At 61.9% G+C, this 18,761-nt stretch carries 20 protein-coding genes; 18 read left to right on the top strand and 2 right to left on the bottom strand.

Translation table 11 applies throughout. The annotated features are described in order from the left end of the window. Positions 1–2: 2 nt before the first annotated feature. Positions 3–1,007, top strand: coding sequence for a S49 family peptidase (locus tag BWP39_RS04560; RefSeq protein WP_091011569.1), 1,005 nt, complete (start codon positions 3–5; stop codon positions 1,005–1,007). Positions 1,008–1,052: 45 nt separating this feature from the next. Here BWP39_RS04560 and BWP39_RS04555 read toward each other — a convergent pair whose 3' ends face one another. Further along, positions 1,053–1,772 carry an SAM-dependent methyltransferase gene (locus BWP39_RS04555; protein ID WP_096717258.1) on the bottom strand — a complete coding sequence of 240 codons (720 nt, stop codon included), beginning with the start codon at positions 1,770–1,772 and terminating at the stop codon, positions 1,053–1,055. Next, positions 1,769–2,386, bottom strand: a complete 618-nt coding sequence (locus BWP39_RS04550; protein WP_096717256.1) for a Maf-like protein — start codon at positions 2,384–2,386, stop codon at positions 1,769–1,771. The genes BWP39_RS04555 and BWP39_RS04550 overlap by 4 nt, the downstream gene beginning before the upstream one ends. 230 nt (positions 2,387–2,616) lie before the next feature. Between BWP39_RS04550 and BWP39_RS04545 the strand changes: the two genes are divergently transcribed. From BWP39_RS04545 to rnc, 17 genes are all read left to right on the top strand, one after another. Continuing rightward, a complete protein-coding gene (locus tag BWP39_RS04545; RefSeq protein ID WP_096717253.1) occupies positions 2,617–3,258 on the top strand; it encodes a DUF177 domain-containing protein in 642 nt (213 codons plus the stop codon). Positions 3,259–3,374: 116 nt separating this feature from the next. Further along, entirely contained in the window at positions 3,375–3,554 is a 180-nt protein-coding gene (gene rpmF, locus BWP39_RS04540) for a 50S ribosomal protein L32 (RefSeq protein ID WP_007741736.1), read from the top strand. A gap of 181 nt (positions 3,555–3,735) precedes the next feature. Beyond that, the gene (gene plsX, locus BWP39_RS04535) at positions 3,736–4,875 is read left to right on the top strand and encodes a phosphate acyltransferase PlsX (protein ID WP_096717251.1); all 1,140 of its coding nucleotides are present in this window, start codon (positions 3,736–3,738) and stop codon (positions 4,873–4,875) included. Beyond that, the gene (locus BWP39_RS04530) at positions 4,875–5,864 is read left to right on the top strand and encodes a beta-ketoacyl-ACP synthase III (RefSeq protein ID WP_096717249.1); all 990 of its coding nucleotides are present in this window, start codon (positions 4,875–4,877) and stop codon (positions 5,862–5,864) included. The genes plsX and BWP39_RS04530 overlap by 1 nt, the downstream gene beginning before the upstream one ends. Positions 5,865–5,972: 108 nt before the next feature. Beyond that, entirely contained in the window at positions 5,973–6,905 is a 933-nt protein-coding gene (gene fabD, locus BWP39_RS04525) for an ACP S-malonyltransferase (protein WP_096717247.1), read from the top strand. Between the two features lie 43 nt (positions 6,906–6,948). Continuing rightward, entirely contained in the window at positions 6,949–7,698 is a 750-nt protein-coding gene (gene fabG / locus BWP39_RS04520) for a 3-oxoacyl-ACP reductase FabG (RefSeq protein WP_096717245.1), read from the top strand. A 150-nt stretch (positions 7,699–7,848) separates the two neighbouring features. Then, complete coding sequence (gene acpP, locus BWP39_RS04515; protein ID WP_012735022.1) at positions 7,849–8,088, top strand: acyl carrier protein; 240 nt, start codon at positions 7,849–7,851, stop codon at positions 8,086–8,088. 318 nt (positions 8,089–8,406) lie between these two features. After that, positions 8,407–9,645 carry a beta-ketoacyl-ACP synthase II gene (fabF, locus tag BWP39_RS04510; RefSeq protein ID WP_096717243.1) on the top strand — a complete coding sequence of 413 codons (1,239 nt, stop codon included), beginning with the start codon at positions 8,407–8,409 and terminating at the stop codon, positions 9,643–9,645. A gap of 120 nt (positions 9,646–9,765) precedes the next feature. Then, a complete protein-coding gene (locus BWP39_RS04505) occupies positions 9,766–10,158 on the top strand; it encodes a protein YgfX (RefSeq protein WP_207556590.1) in 393 nt (130 codons plus the stop codon). A 94-nt stretch (positions 10,159–10,252) separates the two neighbouring features. After that, complete coding sequence (rpoE, locus tag BWP39_RS04500) at positions 10,253–10,852, top strand: RNA polymerase sigma factor RpoE (protein ID WP_096717241.1); 600 nt, start codon at positions 10,253–10,255, stop codon at positions 10,850–10,852. A gap of 83 nt (positions 10,853–10,935) precedes the next feature. Beyond that, positions 10,936–11,547: a sigma-E factor negative regulatory protein gene (locus tag BWP39_RS04495; RefSeq protein ID WP_096717239.1), complete on the top strand. Its 612-nt coding sequence runs from the start codon at positions 10,936–10,938 to the stop codon at positions 11,545–11,547. A 4-nt stretch (positions 11,548–11,551) separates the two neighbouring features. Continuing rightward, positions 11,552–12,595, top strand: coding sequence for a MucB/RseB C-terminal domain-containing protein (locus BWP39_RS04490; RefSeq protein ID WP_096717237.1), 1,044 nt, complete (start codon positions 11,552–11,554; stop codon positions 12,593–12,595). A 20-nt stretch (positions 12,596–12,615) separates the two neighbouring features. Further along, positions 12,616–14,196, top strand: a complete 1,581-nt coding sequence (locus tag BWP39_RS04485; RefSeq protein ID WP_096717235.1) for a DegQ family serine endoprotease — start codon at positions 12,616–12,618, stop codon at positions 14,194–14,196. Further along, a complete protein-coding gene (locus BWP39_RS04480; protein WP_170043839.1) occupies positions 14,193–14,465 on the top strand; it encodes a glutaredoxin family protein in 273 nt (90 codons plus the stop codon). Before BWP39_RS04485 ends, BWP39_RS04480 begins: the two co-directional genes overlap by 4 nt. A gap of 109 nt (positions 14,466–14,574) precedes the next feature. After that, on the top strand, positions 14,575–16,368 hold the full coding sequence (lepA, locus tag BWP39_RS04475) for a translation elongation factor 4 (protein ID WP_096717231.1): 1,794 nt from the start codon (positions 14,575–14,577) through the stop codon (positions 16,366–16,368). A 38-nt stretch (positions 16,369–16,406) separates the two neighbouring features. Next, on the top strand, positions 16,407–17,300 hold the full coding sequence (gene lepB, locus BWP39_RS04470) for a signal peptidase I (protein ID WP_091011586.1): 894 nt from the start codon (positions 16,407–16,409) through the stop codon (positions 17,298–17,300). A gap of 175 nt (positions 17,301–17,475) precedes the next feature. Continuing rightward, entirely contained in the window at positions 17,476–18,738 is a 1,263-nt protein-coding gene (gene rnc, locus BWP39_RS04465; protein WP_096717229.1) for a ribonuclease III, read from the top strand. Positions 18,739–18,761: the final 23 nt, after the last annotated feature.

The raw sequence follows: 18,761 nt of genomic DNA, 5'->3' as shown, positions 1-18,761 counted from the left end.
GCATGTCCGACAATCTCACTCCTGGTTCCAATCAATCGTCCGACCCGAGCCGTCAACCGGGCGCCACCTCCGAGCCCGGCTGGGAACGCGCGGCGCTCGAGCGCATCGCGCTCGCCGCGATCAGCGAGCAACGCGCGGCACGGCGCTGGAAAATCTTCTTTCGCTTTGTCGCGCTCGGCATCGTGCTGCTGCTGGCGTGGGGGATCTTCGATTTTTCGGGCGACAAGGTCACGTCGACCGGCCGGCATACGGCGCTTGTCTCGCTCGACGGCGAGATTTCGTCCAGCACGAACGCCAACGCCGACGACATCAATTCCGCGCTCGATAGCGCCTTCGACGACGCGGGTACCGCGGGCGTCGTGCTCGCCATCAACAGCCCGGGCGGCAGCCCGGTGCAGGCGGGCATCATCAATAGCGAGATCCAGCGGTTGCGTCACAAATATCCGTCCATTCCGCTCTACGTGACGGTCGGCGATATGTGCGCATCGGGTGGCTACTACGTCGCGGCCGCCGCCGACAAGATCTATGTCGACAAGGCGAGCATCGTCGGTTCGATCGGCGTGCTGATGGACGGCTTCGGCTTTACCGGTCTGATGGATAAGCTCGGCATCCAGCGGCGGCTGCGGACATCCGGTGAAAACAAGGGCTTTTTCGATCCGTTCTCGCCCGATACGCCGAAGATGGACGCGCACGCGCAGGAAATGCTCGACCAGATTCACCAGCAGTTCATCGATGCGGTCCGTCAAGGTCGCGGCAAGCGGCTGCATGAAACGCCGGACACGTTCTCGGGCCTCTTCTGGACCGGCGAGAAAAGCGTCGAACTGGGGCTGGCTGACGGTTTCGGCAGTACCGACTTCGTTGCGCGAGAAATCATCAAGGCGCCGGATATCGTCGACTACACCGTGAAGGATAGTTTCACCGACCGGGTCGCACGCAAGTTCGGCGCGGCAGTCGGTAGTGCCGCCATGCACGCGATGGTGCTCGGCGGCAAGCTGAATCTGCGCTGATTCTGAGTTGAATCTGCGCTGACCGGACCCGGCCAGCGCCTCTTTTTATACCGCCAGAAGCAGGAAAATCGCCGGCCGCTTGTGTAGATCGAGCGCCGGCGCTTTCTTCCAGTCGCTGACCGCGCGGCTCACAATCGTTTCGCTTGCAAGCGTCAGATCGACGGCGACGCAGACGCGCGTCGACGGCGCACAGCTCGCGAGCAACGTATCGAGCAGGGCCCGGTTGCGATACGGCGTCTCGATGAAAATCTGCGTCTGCTGGGCCTTGCGCGACTGCTGTTCGAGATCGCGCAGACGTTTTGCGCGCTCGGCGGCATCCACTGGCAGATAGCCGTGAAACGCAAAACTCTGGCCATTCAGGCCCGACGCCATCAACGCCAGCAGGATCGAACTCGGACCGACGAACGGCACGACCTTGACGCCGCGATCATGCGCGCGGCGCACCAGCAGCGCACCGGGATCGGCCACGGCAGGACAACCCGCTTCGGAAACGAGACCTGCGTCCGCGCCCGCGAGTATCGGCGCGAGCAAACGATCGATCTCTCCCGCAGGCGTATTCACGTTGAGTTCCCGGATCTCGATCTCCTGGATCGGGCGCTCAGTGCCGATTTTTTTCAGAAACGCGCGAGTCGTCTTGGCGTTCTCGCCGATGTAATAGCCGAGCGCTGCGGCCCGATCGCGTACCGGCGCGGGCAGGACGGCTGCAAGTGCTTCGGCGTCACCCTCGCCGAGCGTATTGGGGATCAGATAAAGCGTGCCGCTCATTGCGCCCCCAGCAGTGGATAGCTGGCCGCCAGCAGCATGCGCGTCAGCGCGATCAGCGGCAGGCCGACGAGCGCCGTCGGATCGTCGGATTCGATGGCGTCGAGCAGCGCGATGCCGAGCCCCTCGGATTTGGCGCTACCCGCGACATCGTACGGGGTTTCGGCGTGCAGATAGGCGTCGAGCGCGGCGTCTGGCAGATTCCGGAACTGCACGCGCGTGACGACATCGAGCGTTTGGGCGCTGTCGCTACGGCTGTCGAACAGGCACAGCGCGCTATGGAACAGCACTTCGCGGCCACGCATGGCCTGCAACTGGGCGAGCGCGTTGGCGTGCGAGCCGGGCTTGCCGATCTGACGATCGTCGTAGGTCGCGACCTGATCTGAGCCGATGACGAGCGCGGCCTGTCGTCCGTCGAGACCGGCTGCGACTGCGCGTGCCTTCGCCTCGGCGAGCCGCAGCGCGGTTGCGGCGGGAGATTCGCCGGCTAAAGGGGTTTCGTCGATGGCAGGGACGACGACGTCGAACGGGACCCGCAGGCGTTCGAGCAGCTCGCGACGATAGCGGGAACTCGACGCCAGAATCAGGCGGGGCGGGCGTTCAGGGGAATCTGGCATGGCAAATCGACGGCTGGAGGGACGGGCCGCACGGCACGGTGTACATGCGGGCTTAAGTGTTTGACTCGAAACAACAAAACGGATATAGTTTCGGGCTTTTCGGCGGTATGCTTGGTTCGCTCGCGTATTTGAAGTAACGTGGTGACGTAGCTTGACTACTTCGCGACCGGCGCCGAAGCGTACCTCGCCTGGTCTTTCGCTGACATCCTAGGCAAGAAGCAGGAGCGCACATGACTCAAAATCCTGGCAAACCTGCGGGTCTCGCCTCGCTGCGTGAACTCGATCTGTTCGAATTCGCGCGCAGTGGGCGCCAGGCGGCGGCTGTTCTGCGCGTCTCGCAACTGCCGCGCATGTTAAACGAAGTCCCGGCGGATGCACCAGACCGCGATACCGCGTTCACGTGGCAAGCCGAAGGGGCAACGCAGCCGGAATTGCAGGACGACGGCACCGAGGGGCCTCAGCCTTATCTGCGGCTCGCGGTTCACGGGGCCGCGTGGCTTGGTTGTCAGCGGTGTCTCGCGCCGTATGAGCAGGCTTTCAACGTCGATGCAACGTACCGGATCGTCAACACGGAAGCTGAAGCTGAAGAGTTTCCGCTCGACGAGGATGATGTCGAGGTGATCGTGGGCTCGCGCCAGTTCGATCTCGTCGACCTGATCGAGGAAGAGTTGCTGCTTTCGATGCCGCTCGTGCCCACGCACGATGTCTGCCCGGAAGTGCATGAAAGTCTGGTGTCGGGCGTCGGCGTGGCAGAAGACGAAGCCGATGAAGGCGGGAAGGATGAAGTCGAGGGCGGCGAGCCCGAGCGGCCGAATCCGTTTGCGGCGCTGGGTGCGCTCAAGCGCAACGATCCCGACGGCAAGAAGCACTGACAGGAACAGGAAGTACCCAGGGTTGCAGGTAGCGCGATGCGGGGCGCTGGCCATTCGGCCGGTGGCGATAGCCGGGTCGGGCTGTGTTAGAATTCGGAAAATTTTCAGGAGTTATCATGGCAGTTCAACAGAACAAGAAGTCGCCGTCGAAGCGCGGTATGCACCGTTCGCACGATTTCCTCAACGCCGCACCGCTGGCCGTTGAACCGAGCACGGGCGAAGTGCATCTGCGTCACCATGTCAGCCCGAATGGCTACTATCGCGGCAAGAAAGTCGTCAAGACGAAGAACGACTAATCGCTTGACTGCGTTGCGCCCCCCGGCGTTTCGCGTGGCGATCGGTTCGTTTGACCTCGCTTGACATTTCCCCGGCTCGGCAAAAATGCGGCATTCACTGCCGCTTTTTTGTGTCGATCGCGGTTAGCGCTTTAGCGATTACCGCGATCCCATGCGGAGCGTCTGACATTCGTCGCATTCCATGACTGTAAAGCTCACGATAGATTGCATGGGAGGCGACCACGGTCCATCCGTGACCGTGCCCGCTGCTGTCAAATTCGTCCGTTCGCATCCCGATGCGCAGCTTCTGCTCGTCGGCATCGAAACTGCGATTCGCGCCCAGTTGAAAAAAGCGAAAGCGCTGAACGAACCTGCGTTGACCGTCGTGCCCGCGTCTGAAGTCGTCGCGATGGACGACCCGGTGGAAGTCGCGCTGCGCAAGAAAAAAGATTCATCGATGCGCGTGGCGTTGAACCGGATCAAGGAAGGCGAGGCGCAGGCCTGCATTTCCGCTGGCAATACCGGCGCACTGATGGCGGTATCCCGCTACGTACTCAAAACGCTGCCTGGCATCGAACGCCCGGCCATCGCGTTCGCACTACCCAATCGCACCGGCTACACGATGATGCTCGACCTCGGCGCCAACGTCGATTGCGAGCCGCAGCATCTGCTGCAGTTCGCCGAGATGGGGCATGCACTGGTGTCGGCGCTCGAAGGCAAGGACCGTCCCACCATTGGTCTCCTGAACATCGGCGAAGAAGTCATCAAGGGCAACGAGACGATCAAGCGCGCGGGCGAACTGCTGCGCGCGAGCACGCTGAATTTCCGCGGCAACGTCGAAGGCGACGATATCTATAAAGGCACGACGGATGTGATCGTCTGCGATGGGTTCGTCGGCAACGTTGCACTGAAGACGTCGGAAGGGCTCGCACAGATGCTCTCCGATATCATCAAGGAAGAATTCGGCCGCTCGTTGCTGACCAGGCTGATGGCAGTACTGGCACTGCCTGTGCTGCTGCGCTTCAAGAAGCGCGTGGACCATCGCCAGTACAACGGCGCGGCGTTGCTCGGCCTGCGCGGACTCGTGATCAAAAGCCACGGTTCGGCCGATGCCTACGCGTTTGAGTGGGCGATCAAACGCGGGTATGATGCCGTCAAAAATGGCGTGCTGGAACGCCTTGCGCGGGCGATGGAAGAAAATGCAGGTTCTCTCGAACAGGTAGCGCGCGACGCAGGCGATGCAAGCGGGACTGCGGCGGGTCATGCAAGCCCCGCCGACCCCGCCAATCCGATTGCCGGCCAGGCGGCCGAGCCCTACGCTGCGCTATCCTCGAAGACATAATGGCTCAATCTGTTACCTATTCCCGTGTGCTCGGCACCGGCAGTTATCTGCCGCCTGGGCGCGTCACCAATCAGGAACTCGCCGAGCGTCTCGCGAAGAACGGCGTTGAGACGAGCGACGAGTGGATCGTGGCCCGCACGGGCATCCACGCACGTCATTTCGCCGAACCGGACGTCACCACCAGCGACCTCGCGCTGATCGCTGCCCAGCGGGCCATCGAATCGGCCGACATCGATCCGCAGTCCATCGATCTCATCATCGTCGCCACGTCCACGCCGGATTTCGTTTTTCCGAGCACGGCGTGTCTGCTGCAAAACAAGCTCGGTATCAAGAACAACGGCGCGGCATTCGACGTTCAGGCCGTTTGCTCGGGCTTTGCGTACGCGGTCGCGACAGCCGACAGTTTCATCCGCAGCGGCCAGCATCGTACGGCGCTCGTGATCGGTGCGGAAACCTTCTCGCGCATTCTCGATTTCAACGACCGTACAACCTGCGTGTTGTTCGGCGATGGCGCGGGTGCCGTGATCCTGTCGGCATCGGACGAGCCCGGTGTGCTGTCGAGCGCACTGCATGCGGACGGCAGTCACGCGAACATCCTGTGCACGCCAGGCAACGTGAATGGTGGCGTGATCGCGGGCAGCGCGTTTCTGCATATGGACGGCCCGGCGGTGTTCAAGCTGGCCGTCAACGTGCTCGAAAAGGTTGCAGTCGAGGCGCTGAACAAGGCGAATCTCGCGCCGGAACAGGTCGACTGGCTGATTCCGCATCAGGCCAATATCCGTATCATGCAGAGCACCTGCCGCAAGCTCGGCTTGCCGCAGGAACGGATGGTCGTCACCGTGGGCGAACATGGCAACACGTCGGCGGCCTCGATTCCGCTTGCACTCGATGTCGCGGTCCGCGACGGCCGCATTCAGCGCGGCCATCACGTGCTGATCGAAGGCGTCGGTGGCGGGTTCACCTGGGGTGCATCCGTCATCCGCTTCTGAGCGAGGCGTGGCGGTACGCGGCATCGCGCGCACGACGCGTGTCTGCGTCCGAAGGGCGCGGTGCGGTGCGCGCCACCCTCATCTGACACCATCGAATTTGGGGATGATATGAAATTTGCGTTCGTTTTTCCTGGGCAGGGCTCGCAATCGGTCGGCATGCTCAACGCGTTTGCCGATCACGCTGTCGTGCGTGAGACCGTTCAGGAAGCATCCGACGCGCTCGGTCAGGATCTCGGCAAGCTGATCGCCGAAGGTCCCGCCGACGATCTGAATCTCACCACCAACACACAACCCGTGATGCTGACCGCCGCTTACGCGATCTACCGCGCGTGGCAGGCCGCAGGCGGCCCTGTGCCGGCGATCGTCGCGGGTCATAGCCTCGGCGAATACACGGCGCTGGTCGCCGCGGGCGCGCTGGCGTTTCACGACGCGGTACCGCTCGTGCGTTTTCGCGCGCAGGCGATGCAGACCGCAGTGCCGGTCGGCGAGGGCGGCATGGCAGCGATTCTCGGTCTCGATGACGATGCGGTGCGTGCGGTGTGCAAGGAAGCGTCGGTGGCGGGCGTAGTCGAAGCGGTGAATTTCAACGCGCCCGCACAGGTTGTGATCGCGGGCCAGAAGGCTGCCGTCGAAAAGGCCTGCGAGATCGCCAAGGCGAACGGCGCAAAACGCGCGTTGCCGCTGGCCGTGTCCGCGCCGTTCCATTCTTCGTTGCTCAAGCCTGCATCGGACCAGTTGCGTGCCTACCTCGCGAATGTCGAGATCCAGGTGCCGGCCATTCCGGTCGTCAACAACGTCGACGTGGCGATCGTCAACGAACCGGCCGCGATCAAGGATGCGCTGGTGCGCCAGGCAGCCGCCGCGGTGCGCTGGGTCGAAAGCGTGCAGGCCATTGCGCGCGACGGCGTGACACACGTCGTCGAATGCGGACCTGGCAAGGTGCTGACGGGTCTCACGAAACGGATCGACGGCAATCTCGTCGGCCTGTCGATCACCGACCCGGCTTCGCTCGATGAAGCACTCAAGCTCGTGACGGCCTGAACATCGCCCTCACTTACGACTACGACTCATCCGGACCTCAACGATGGAAAAGACTCTCGACAGGCAGATCGCGATCGTAACGGGTGCCTCGCGCGGCATCGGCCGCGCGATTGCCCATGAACTGGCGCGCCAGGGTGCGACGGTGATCGGCACCGCCACCAGCGAAAGCGGTGCGGATGCGATCAGCGAAGGGTTCAAGGCGGCAGGCGTGACCGGTCGCGGCGCAGTGCTGAATGTGAACGACGCGGCCGCGGCGGAAGCGTTGATCGACAGCACGGTAAAAGAGTTCAGCGCGCTCAACGTGCTCGTCAACAACGCGGGCATCACGCAGGACCAGCTCGCAATGCGTATGAAGGACGAAGACTGGGACGCGGTGATCGATACCAACCTGAAGTCGGTGTTCCGCCTCTCGCGTGCGGTGCTGCGCCCGATGATGAAAGCGCGCGGCGGCCGGATCATCAACATCACGTCGGTGGTCGGTTCGGCGGGCAACCCGGGGCAGGTGAACTACGCGGCGGCCAAGGCCGGCGTGGCGGGCATGACGCGTGCACTGGCGCGCGAGATCGGCAGCCGCGGCATTACCGTGAATTGCGTCGCGCCCGGCTTCATCGATACCGATATGACGAAGGGGCTGCCCGAAGCGCAGCAAACGGCGCTGCTCACACAGATTCCGCTAGGCCGTCTGGGTAGTCCGGACGACATTGCCCATGCGGTAGCGTTTCTCGCTTCGCCGCACGCGGGCTACATCACGGGTACGACGTTGCACGTAAATGGCGGGATGTACATGTCGTAACCGGATTCGGTTACTATCCGCGCCTTGATGCGTTTGTGTGAGCATCGCGCGGATGCCTTGACTGGAACCCGGCGCGCCGCTTTTTTAGAGGGGCAAACCTGATAAAATGCGCGCACCTGTATTTTTGAACTTTTTTCCCTTGGAGGGGTAATGGACAATATCGAACAGCGCGTCAAGAAGATCGTCGCAGAACAACTGGGCGTTGCAGAAGGTGAGATCAAGAACGAAGCCTCGTTCGTGAACGACCTTGGTGCAGACTCGCTCGACACGGTTGAACTCGTGATGGCTCTCGAAGACGAATTCGGCATGGAAATTCCGGATGAAGAAGCTGAGAAGATCACGACCGTTCAGCAAGCGATCGACTACGCTCGCGCGAACGTCAAGGCCTGAGGCCATTCGCGCCTGCTTGCCCGCGTTTGCGGCCGGCCGCTGGTCGGGCCGTGTTATCGCGGTGGGACGGATAGCGTCGGTGGCGCAGTCGGTTATGCGCCGCCTGGCACGTCGGTCCGCGCAGATGTCGAGCCGTCTGTCGGCGCAAACGGGTGTGCGGGTTGACGTACAACGCACACGCGATCTGCGCTTGCGGGCTCAACCGTCGATGCACCGGTTAGTGCATCTCAGGTTAAACAGCCACAGGGCACACAGGGGCAGTTTCCTGTGGCCGCTGTGGCTTTTTTGCTTTCGTCATTCTATGGAAAAGAGGTTACCGTGAGCCGTCGTCGCGTGGTTGTTACAGGCCTGGGGCTGATTTCGCCTGTTGGCAATACTGTTGCCGACGGCTGGGCCAATCTGGTCGCCGGCAAATCCGGCATCGCCAACATCACGAAGTTCGATGCATCGAACTTCTCGACCCGCTTCGCCGGCGAGGTGAAAGGCTTCAACATCGAGGATTACATCTCCGCCAAGGAAGCGCGCCATATGGATACGTTTATCCATTACGGTGTCGCAGCCGGTATCCAGGCGATGAAAGACAGCGGCCTCGAAGTGACCGAAGAGAATGCGGAACGCATTGGCGTCGTGGTGGGTTCGGGCATCGGCGGTCTGCCGATGATCGAAATCACGCAGACCGAACTGCTGAACCGCGGTCCGCGCCGGATTTCGCCGTTCTTCGTGCCGGCCTCGATCATCAACATGATCTCCGGCCATCTGTCGATCAAGTTCGGCATCAAAGGGCCGAACCTCGCCATCGTTACCGCCTGCACGACCGGTCTGCACTGCATCGGTGAAGCGTCGCGGCTGATCGAATACGGCGACGCTGACGTCATGCTTGCGGGCGGCGCCGAAGCGACGGTGTCTCCGCTTGGCATCGGCGGTTTTGCCGCGGCGCGTGCGCTGTCGCAGCGTAACGACGATCCTGCAACCGCCAGCCGTCCGTGGGACAAGGATCGCGACGGCTTCGTGCTGGGCGAGGGCGCCGGCGTGATGGTGCTCGAAGAGTACGAACACGCGAAGGCGCGCGGTGCGAAGATCTACGCGGAAGTGGGCGGTTATGGCATGAGCGGCGACGCGTATCACATGACCGCTCCGGTTGAAGACGGCGACGGCGCACGCCGCTGCATGCTGGCTGCGCTGAAGAACGCGGGTGTGAGCACAGATCAGGTGCATTACCTGAACGCGCACGGCACCTCGACGCCGCTCGGCGATCTGGCGGAAACGACCGGGATCAAGCGTGCTTTCGGCGATCACGCGAAGAACATCATCGTGAATTCGACCAAGTCGATGACCGGGCATCTGCTCGGTGGCGCGGGCGGGCTGGAATCGGTGTTCACCGTGCTGGCCGTGCATCATCAGGTCTCGCCGCCCACCATCAATATCTTCAATCAGGACCCGGCATGCGATCTCGACTACTGCGCGAACACCGCGCGGGAGATGAAGATCGACGTCGCGCTGAAGAACTCGTTTGGGTTCGGCGGGACGAACGGGACGCTGGTCTTCAAGCGCGCCTGATCTGCGCATGACTGCTTGACGTCCCAGCCCGCGCTGGCTTATCCAGCACCTGCTCACGGATTGCCCGGAACGAAATCCGTCGATGGACGGTCTCAGCCAGTCGCGCTGAGACCGTCCGCAGTGTTGCGCGGGGCTGTCGGCGGTTTCATCGCGATTGCCGCCGCAGCGGTTTTTACCACCCTCGAACCGCGTGTCGGCGGTTGGCACGCTATCCTGTTCGCGCTCGTCGCACTGGTTGCGCTGGCAACCGCTGCCGTCAGGCAGGATCGGGGTGCGCCCGGCCTGCTGAAAATCGGGCCGGATAGTCTCACCGTGTGGAACCGCCGCGGCGCGCTGCTCTGTCAGGGCCGTATCGCGGGTTGTTCACAATGGAGCGGCCGGCTTCTGATGCTTGTGCTCGTCGGCGACGACGGACGCTCCTACCCGTTGCTGCTTGCGGCTGACGCCTTGCCGGACGGCGTGTTTCGCGAACTGGCCGTACTCGGCCGGTGCGGCGCGGGCGCCCGACTGTAACGGACACCGCTGTTACCCCGGCTGCGTGACGTCTTGATGGGGACGCTACAATGGTGCCCCGCCATGCAGCCCATACCGTTAACGGATTTATCAGGTGAGCGAAAAAGAAATTGATCAGGTGCTGGTCGAGCGCGTCCAGAAGGGCGACAAGGCCGCATTCGAGCTTCTGGTCACCAAATACCACCGCAAGATCATCCGGCTGATTTCGCGCCTCGTGCGGGATCCCGCCGAGGTCGAGGACGTGGCCCAGGACGCCTTCATCAAGGCGTACCGGGCGTTGCCGCAGTTTCGTGGCGAATCGGCGTTCTATACGTGGTTGTACCGGATTGCGGTCAACACGGCAAAGAACTACCTTGCCACCCAGGGCCGGCGGGCACCGACATCGACCGAAGCGGATGCTGAAGAAGCTGAAACTTTCTCGGATGCCGACCAACTAAGGGATATCAACACGCCTGAGTCGATGTTGATGAGCAAGCAGATCGCTGAGACGGTCAACGCTGCGATGGCGGTTTTGCCGGAAGAGTTGCGCACCGCCATTACTCTTCGTGAAATTGAGGGTTTGAGCTACGAAGAAATCGCCGAAATGATGGGTTGCCCGATCGGGACCGTCAGATCGCGAATTTTCCGCGCTCGCGAAGCCATTGCGGCAAAATTGCGTCCGTTGCTGGACACACCCGAAGGCAAACGCTGGTAAATGAACCGGCGACCTTGCGGGGCAGGGCGCAATATCTGGGTTAGGTGGTGTCACTACGGGGTGTCAGCAAGATGGGGAGCGTCATGGGGTCGGTCTCGATGCAATCGCAAGCAAGCTCGCGCGGCGAGCGTCTGTCCGCAGTTGTCGACGGCGAGTTGTTCGGCGACGAGCATCTGAACAGGTTTTTTTCTGAATTGAATCATGAGGATCGCGCTGCGTGGTCGCGCTATCACCTGATCGGCGACGCCATGCGTTCCGACGATCTGGCGCTCAGCCCGGCGGCGAGCAGTGCCTTTCTCAGCGGCTTTGCCGCGCGTCTCGAGAGCGAACCGCACCTGCTCGCTCCCGCCGCGATGCCCGTTGCGCGTCGTCTGCTGGCGCTGCGCCGGCGTGTCGTACCGGCGTTTGCGATTGCTGCTGCGGCAGCCACGCTGACGTGGATCGTCGTGCCGCAACTGCAGGGCGTGTCCGGCGGTCCGGGGGCGGTCCAGGTTGCCGGGTTATCGTCGCGTGGCGATTCGTCGATGCAACGCGTCGCGATGACCCCCGTGCAGCCGGTCGCACAGGACGCGAACATCATTCGTGACGCCAGTCTCGATCAATATCTGGAAGCTCACCAGCAATTCGCGCAACAACCGGTCATGTCCGACACCATGCCGCTGATTCGCGCTGCCGTAACCACGCAAGGCCAATAGTCTGATGCAGACGCTGCGGTTGAATAAAACGACTATCTGGGGGCGGCTGCCGGTACTTCTGTTCTGTGCAGCCGTGTTGTTATCCGCAACGCCGCGCGTCTTTGCGCAATCCGACGATCCGCTCGTCGTGCATCGCACGGCGGCGGAATTGCTCAACCGGATCCACGAGGCTGCCCAGCAGCAGAACTACGAAGGCGCGTTCGTCTATCAGCGCGGCGCGTACGTGCAGTCGTCGCGGATTGCCCATTACGCGACGCGTGGCGACGGCGAATTCGAACAACTCGAAAGTCTCGACGGCAAGCCGCGCAAAATGCTGCGGCATAACGACGATCTGTATACGTTCATCCCCGAGCGGCATCTTTGCGTCGTCGAAAAACGCCAGAACAAGGATTCCTTCCCGGCGCTGCTGTCCGCGAGCAGCGATCAGGTCCTGACCGTGTACGAGCCGAAACTGCTCGGCACCGATCGTGTGGCGGGGATCGACAGCCAGGTGATCGAACTCGACCCGAAGGACGCACTGCGCTTCGCGTACAAACTGTGGGCCGATACGAAGACGGGCCTGCTGCTGCGGGCGCAAACGCTCGATGCGAGCGGCCAGGTGCTCGAACAGTTGTCGTTTACGCAGATCCGTATCGGTGTGCCGGTCGACAAGGCGGGTATCGTCAACGGGATTCGCAACACCGCTGGCTGGACCGTGGTGCGCCCGCCGCTCGAACCGGTCGATATGGAAGCGCAGGGTTGGCAGTTCGAGCCGACGGTGCCCGGTTTCCGCAAGATTCGCGAGTTGCGTCGCCCGATGGCCGCGCGCGATGCGGGCGACCCCCCCATTCCGGTGGATCAGGCTGTATTCTCCGATGGTCTGGCGGCGATTTCGATTTTTATCGAGCCTGTCGAAAAGAACTCACGTAAAGAAGGCGCAGGCAGCAACGGTGCGACTCATGTGCTCGTGAAACGCCATGGCGATTTCTGGATCACTGTGCTTGGGGAAGTGCCTCAGGCCACGTTGCAGCAATTTGCGTCTGCCATAGAATACAAAGCTCCCAAGTAAATCCTTCGGCTCGCTACGATATGACGACTTTCCCGGTGCGCAAATTCCTCGCGGCCGCAGCGGTAGCTGTTTGCCTGCCGTTCGTGCCGCACACGGCGTCTGCAGCAGCGCCCGCGGCCAGTCTTCCCGACTTTACCGATCTCGTCGACAAGGTCGGTCCCGCCGTCGTCAACATCCGCACGACGACCAAAGTCTCAAGCTCCAGTACGATGCGCGGCCTGCCGCCGGGGCTCGACGACGGTGATATGTCCGAGTTCTTCCGCCGTTTCTTTGGCATTCCCCTGCCGCAGGGACCGCAAGGTACGCCGCGCGGCGGTGGTAATAACGGCGGCAATGGCGGCAACGGCGGTGGTAACGGCGGCGGCAGTGGCGGAGGAAGCGGCGACAGCGGCGGTGGCAGTGGCGGCAGCCAGGACGCGCCCGACAGCGGCAGCGACAGCGAACAAAGCAGCGGCGTCGGTTCGGGCTTCATCCTGTCACAGGATGGCTACGTGATGACGAACGCCCACGTGGTCGACGATGCCGACACGATTTACGTTACGCTCACCGACAAGCGCGAGTTCAAGGCGAAACTGATTGGCGTCGACGATCGTACCGATGTCGCCGTCGTCAAGATCAGCGCCGCGAATCTCCCGACGGTGACGATCGGCGATTCGAACAAGGTGCGTGTGGGCGAATGGGTGGTCGCGATCGGTTCGCCGTTCGGGCTCGAGAACACGGTGACAGCCGGCATTGTGAGCGCGAAGGGGCGCGACACCGGCGACTACCTGCCGTTCATCCAGACCGACGTGGCGGTCAACCCGGGTAACTCGGGAGGTCCGCTGATCAACATGCAGGGCGAAGTAATCGGCATCAACTCGCAGATCTACAGCCGGACCGGCGGTTTCATGGGGATCTCGTTTGCGATTCCGATCGACGAAGCCATGCGGGTCGCCGACCAGCTGAAGACGACCGGCAAGGTCACACGCGGGCGCATTGCAGTTGCGATCGGCGAAGTGACCAAAGATGTCGCCGATTCGCTCGGTCTGCCGAAAGCTCAAGGCGCACTGGTGAGCAGCGTCGAACCGGGTGGACCGGCCGACAAGGCCGGCGTGCAGCCGGGTGACATCATCCTGAAGTTCAACGGCCATTCGGTCGATACCGCCACCGACCTACCGCGCATGGTCGGCGATACGAAGCCGGGCTCGAAGGCAACGATCACCGTGTGGCGTAAAGGCCAGACACGCGACCTGCCGATCACGATCGCCGAAATGCAGACCGAGAAGGTCGCGAAGGCTGACCAGAAGAAGCCGACGCCGGCGAAGCCACGTGCATCGAATGCACTCGGCATCGCGGTGAGTGATCTGTCTGCCGACCAGTTGAAAACGCTGAAGCTGAGCAGCGGCGTACAGGTCGATGCCGTCGATGGGCCTGCGGTGCGGGTCGGGCTGCAACGCGGCGATATCATCCTGCGGGTCGGCGATACGGATATCACCGGTGCCAAACAGTTCGACGAAGTAACGTCGCATCTCGATCCGCAGAAGATGGTCGCGTTGCTGGTCAGGCGAGGCGACAACACGCAGTTCGTGCCGATCCGCCCGCGCGCGGCTGGGCAGAAATAATGGCAACGGCACCGCTCACGCTCTATGGGCGCGCGTGGTGCCATCTCTGCGATGACATGTTGACCGCACTCGAACCCTTGCTCGCGGAGTTCGGCGCGCAGGTCGAGGTGATCGATATCGACGCCGATCCGGTGCTCGAAGCGCGTTTCAACGAATGGGTGCCGGTGCTGGTCTGCGATGGCGTCGAGCTATGTCATTACCATCTAGACGAAGCGCGCGTGCGCGCGGCACTGGCTGCGAGAGGCACCGGCTCGGGCCGGCCAGCCTAAATCCTGCCGGGCGACCCCCTTTTCGGCTAAAATAGATCGGTTTTTCACCTACTTACAAGGCGTGCTCCGAAACCGTCCGGGCGCGCCTTTTTTGCTTGATCGGTACTGAATGGATCATATTCGTAATTTCTCGATCATTGCGCACATCGACCATGGCAAGTCGACGCTCGCCGATCGCATCATCCAGTTGTGCGGCGGTCTGTCCGACCGCGAAATGGAATCCCAGGTGCTCGATTCGATGGATCTCGAACGCGAACGGGGCATCACCATCAAGGCGCAGACGGCCGCATTGTCGTATCGCGCACGCAATGGCGAGACCTACAACCTGAATCTGATCGACACGCCGGGGCACGTCGACTTCTCGTACGAAGTGAGCCGTTCTCTGTCCGCCTGCGAAGGCGCGCTGCTGGTCGTCGATGCGAGCCAGGGTGTCGAAGCGCAAACCGTCGCGAACTGCTACACGGCAATCGAGTTGGGCGTCGAAGTCGTGCCGGTGCTGAACAAGATCGATTTGCCGGCGGCAGATCCCGAAAACGCGATTTCCGAAATCGAAGACGTGATCGGCATCGACGCTACAGATGCCACGCATTGCAGCGCGAAAACCGGCTTAGGCGTCGAGGATGTGCTCGAGGCGCTGATCATCAAGGTACCTCCTCCGAAGGGTGATCCGAACGCGCCGCTGCAGGCGTTGATCATCGACTCCTGGTTCGACAACTACGTCGGCGTCGTGATGCTGGTGCGCATTGTCAACGGTACGGTGCGTCCGAAGGACCGCATCAAGATGATGGCGGCCGGCGCGCAGTATCCGGTCGAGCACACCGGCGTGTTCACACCGAAGTCGAAGAATCTCGATGCGCTGTCCGCCGGTCAGGTGGGATTCATCATTGCGGGCATCAAGGAACTGGCGGTTACGAAGGTCGGCGACACCATCACGCACGTCGCAAAACCCGCAGCAGAGCCTTTGCCCGGCTTCAAGGAAGTCAAGCCACAGGTGTTCGCCGGGCTGTATCCGATCGAGGCAAACCAGTACGACGCGCTGCGCGAATCGCTGGAAAAGCTGAAGCTCAACGACGCCTCGCTGCAATACGAGCCTGAAGTATCGCAGGCGCTCGGTTTCGGTTTCCGCTGCGGCTTCCTTGGCTTGCTGCACATGGAGATCGTGCAGGAACGGCTCGAGCGCGAGTTCGACATGGACCTGATCACGACCGCGCCGACGGTCGTCTATGAGGTCTTGCTGCAGGACGGTTCGACGATCAGCGTCGAGAACCCCGCGAAAATGCCCGACCCGTCGAGAATCGAAGAGATCCGCGAGCCGATCGTCACCGTGAACCTGTACATGCCGCAGGAATATGTCGGCTCGGTGATCACGCTGTGCACGCAAAAGCGCGGCAGCCAGATCAACATGCAGTATCACGGCCGTCAGGTCCAGCTCACGTACGAGATCCCGATGGCGGAAATCGTGCTCGACTTCTTCGACCGGTTGAAGTCGGTGTCGCGCGGCTATGCGTCGATGGACTACGAGTTCAAGGAAAATCGCGCGTCGGATGTCGTGAAGGTCGACATGCTGATTAACGGCGATAAGGTCGATGCGCTGTCGGTGATCGTGCACCGCTCACAGTCGCAGTATCGCGGCCGCGAAGTGGCTGCGAAGATGCGCGAAATCATCCCGCGCCAGATGTACGACGTCGCGATCCAGGCCGCAATCGGCGCGCACATCATTTCACGCGAGAACATCAAGGCGCTGCGCAAGAACGTGCTGGCGAAGTGCTACGGTGGCGACATCTCGCGTAAGAAGAAGCTTCTCGAAAAGCAGAAAGAAGGCAAGAAGCGGATGAAGCAGGTCGGCTCCGTTGAAATCCCGCAGGAAGCTTTCCTTGCTATCCTGCGCGTCGAAGACAAGTAACCGCCCGACAAAAACAAATCCGATAACTGGAACCCCGTATGAATTTTGCGCTGATTCTTTTTGTGCTCGTCGTCTTGACGGGAATTGCATGGGTCGCAGACAAACTGATTTTCGTGCCGCAACGGCGGCGCGCGGCGGACGCAGCAGTCGCCGAGTTCGACCGCCAGCAGACGCGCGTGGGCGAGCGCTTCGCCGACGAGAATGCGCCGCAGACGCGCGCGCGCCTGCGTGACGAGAAGCTTCGGCAGCCGTGGTGGCTTGAGTATTCGGCGAGCTTTTTCCCGGTCATTCTGGTGGTGTTTGTCGTACGCTCGTTTGTGGTCGAACCTTTCAAGATCCCGTCGGGATCGATGGTGCCGACCTTGCTGGTTGGCGATTTCATCCTCGTCAACAAGTTCGATTACGGCATCCGTCTGCCGATCGTCAATACGAAGATCACGCAGGGCAACCCGTTGCAACGCGGTGATGTCGTCGTGTTCCGCTATCCGAAAGACGAATCGGTCGACTACATCAAGCGCGTGATCGGCCTGCCCGGCGACGTCGTTGCGTATCAGGACAAGCAACTGACGATCAACGGCAAGCCCGTGCCCGAAACGGCGCTGCCCGATTACTTCGACGAAGAGCGCATCGGTTATGCGAAGCAGTTCGAAGAAGACATCGACGGTCGCAAGAACGCGATTCTGAACAATCCTGCAGTACCGCCGTTCATCGTCGGCGCCGAAGATTATCCGTATCGCGACAACTGTCAGTACAACTCGCGCGGCGTCATCTGCAAGGTGCCGCCCGGTAACTACTTCATGATGGGCGACAACCGCGATAACAGTGCGGACAGCCGCTACTGGGGCTTCGCACCCGACCAGAACATCGTGGGTCGTGCGTTCTTCATCTGGATGAATTTCAGCAACCTGAAACGCATCGGCTTCTTCCACTGATCGCGCGACAACTGCGCGCGCATTCTGCCTCGCTTGAGCTCACGTAAACACGTCGCATGACCTGCGGCGTGTTCTCACGCTACTTTAAGAACGTGCGGTAACGTCGCTACGCGACGGTTTTTCGTCGGTCGTCCCGCGTTCCCGCCGGGCGAGGCGCCCGCGTTATACTCTGCACATGCCCTCATCTCAGTTGGAAAGCCGTTTGCGCTACGAATTTCGCAATGCGGAATTGTTGCGCCAGGCTTTGACACACCGCAGTCACAGTGCCACGCATAACGAACGGCTCGAATTTCTCGGCGATTCCGTTCTGAATTGCGCGGTAGCTGCACTTTTGTTCCAGCGTTTCAGCAAACTGGACGAAGGCGATCTGTCACGTGTCCGCGCCAACCTGGTCAAACAGCAGTCGCTGTACGAAATAGCTCAGGCCCTCAATATTTCCGACGAATTGCGCCTCGGCGAGGGCGAATTGCGTAGCGGCGGCTTCCGCCGCCCGTCAATCCTCGCTGACACGCTCGAAGCGATTCTTGGTGCAATCTTCCTCGATGGCGGCTTCGAGGCCGCGCAGACGGTGATCAAGCGCCTGTATGTGCCGATCCTCGATCACATCGATCCCCGCACGCTGGGCAAGGACTCGAAGACGCTGCTGCAGGAGTATCTGCAGGGTCACAAGCTGCCGTTGCCCACGTATACCGTGGTTGCGACACATGGTGCGGCGCACAATCAGCAGTTCGAGGTCGAGTGTACGGTGCCCAAGCTGGATGTGAAGGTGTCCGGATCGGGCGCGAGCCGCCGGGCTGCCGAGCAGGCCGCCGCGAAGAAAGCGCTCGACGAGGTGATGGCTGCCGCGCCGGCGGTCGTCGCGAAGCCGCGGCGCTCGAAGGGTGCGCGAACGGCGAAACATGCCGAACCAGAGATCGTTCCGGGCGTGACCGGCGTGCAGACGGCACTCGATCTGCGCGCGCCCGATCGCAAGAGCGAGCGGGCGGCACGCAGCGAGCCGAAGCCGGTGGTGGCTGAAACTGCCGCCGAGCGGCCCGCTTCCGCACCAGCAGCGTCGGCCCCGGCCCCGGCTCCAGCACCGCTGGCCGTGATCCGCGCGGCACACGTTGAATATAGCCAGACGGCGGGCTCGTCGGCGGATAAGGACAAAGCCGAACGCCCGGACCGCGAAAAGGCGGAGCGTGCGGACAAGGCCGACAAGACAGACAACGCAGCACCCATCCGTGCGATCGAAAAATCGCCGGAAAAAGCCACTGATAAAACTACCGAGAAAGCCGACGCAGCACTCCGCGGCGTCGACAAGCCGGTAGCGCATCGCAATGGCCGCGACCCGGCCCAGGACGCGACGACGGAGTCCGCCGCCGCTGAAACTGCAGCCGCAGTCGAACCCGGTCCCGCCGACGTGCCGCTGCCGCGCGTCGCCGATGCCGGCCATTGATCCGATCGATGCCCGATGACGCG

Source organism: Paraburkholderia acidicola (assembly GCF_002362315.1).
In the GTDB taxonomy this organism is placed as follows: Bacteria; Pseudomonadota; Gammaproteobacteria; order Burkholderiales; family Burkholderiaceae; genus Paraburkholderia; species Paraburkholderia acidicola.
Note: the sequence above shows the minus strand (reverse complement) of the source record. Positions and strands in the feature narration are given on the sequence as shown.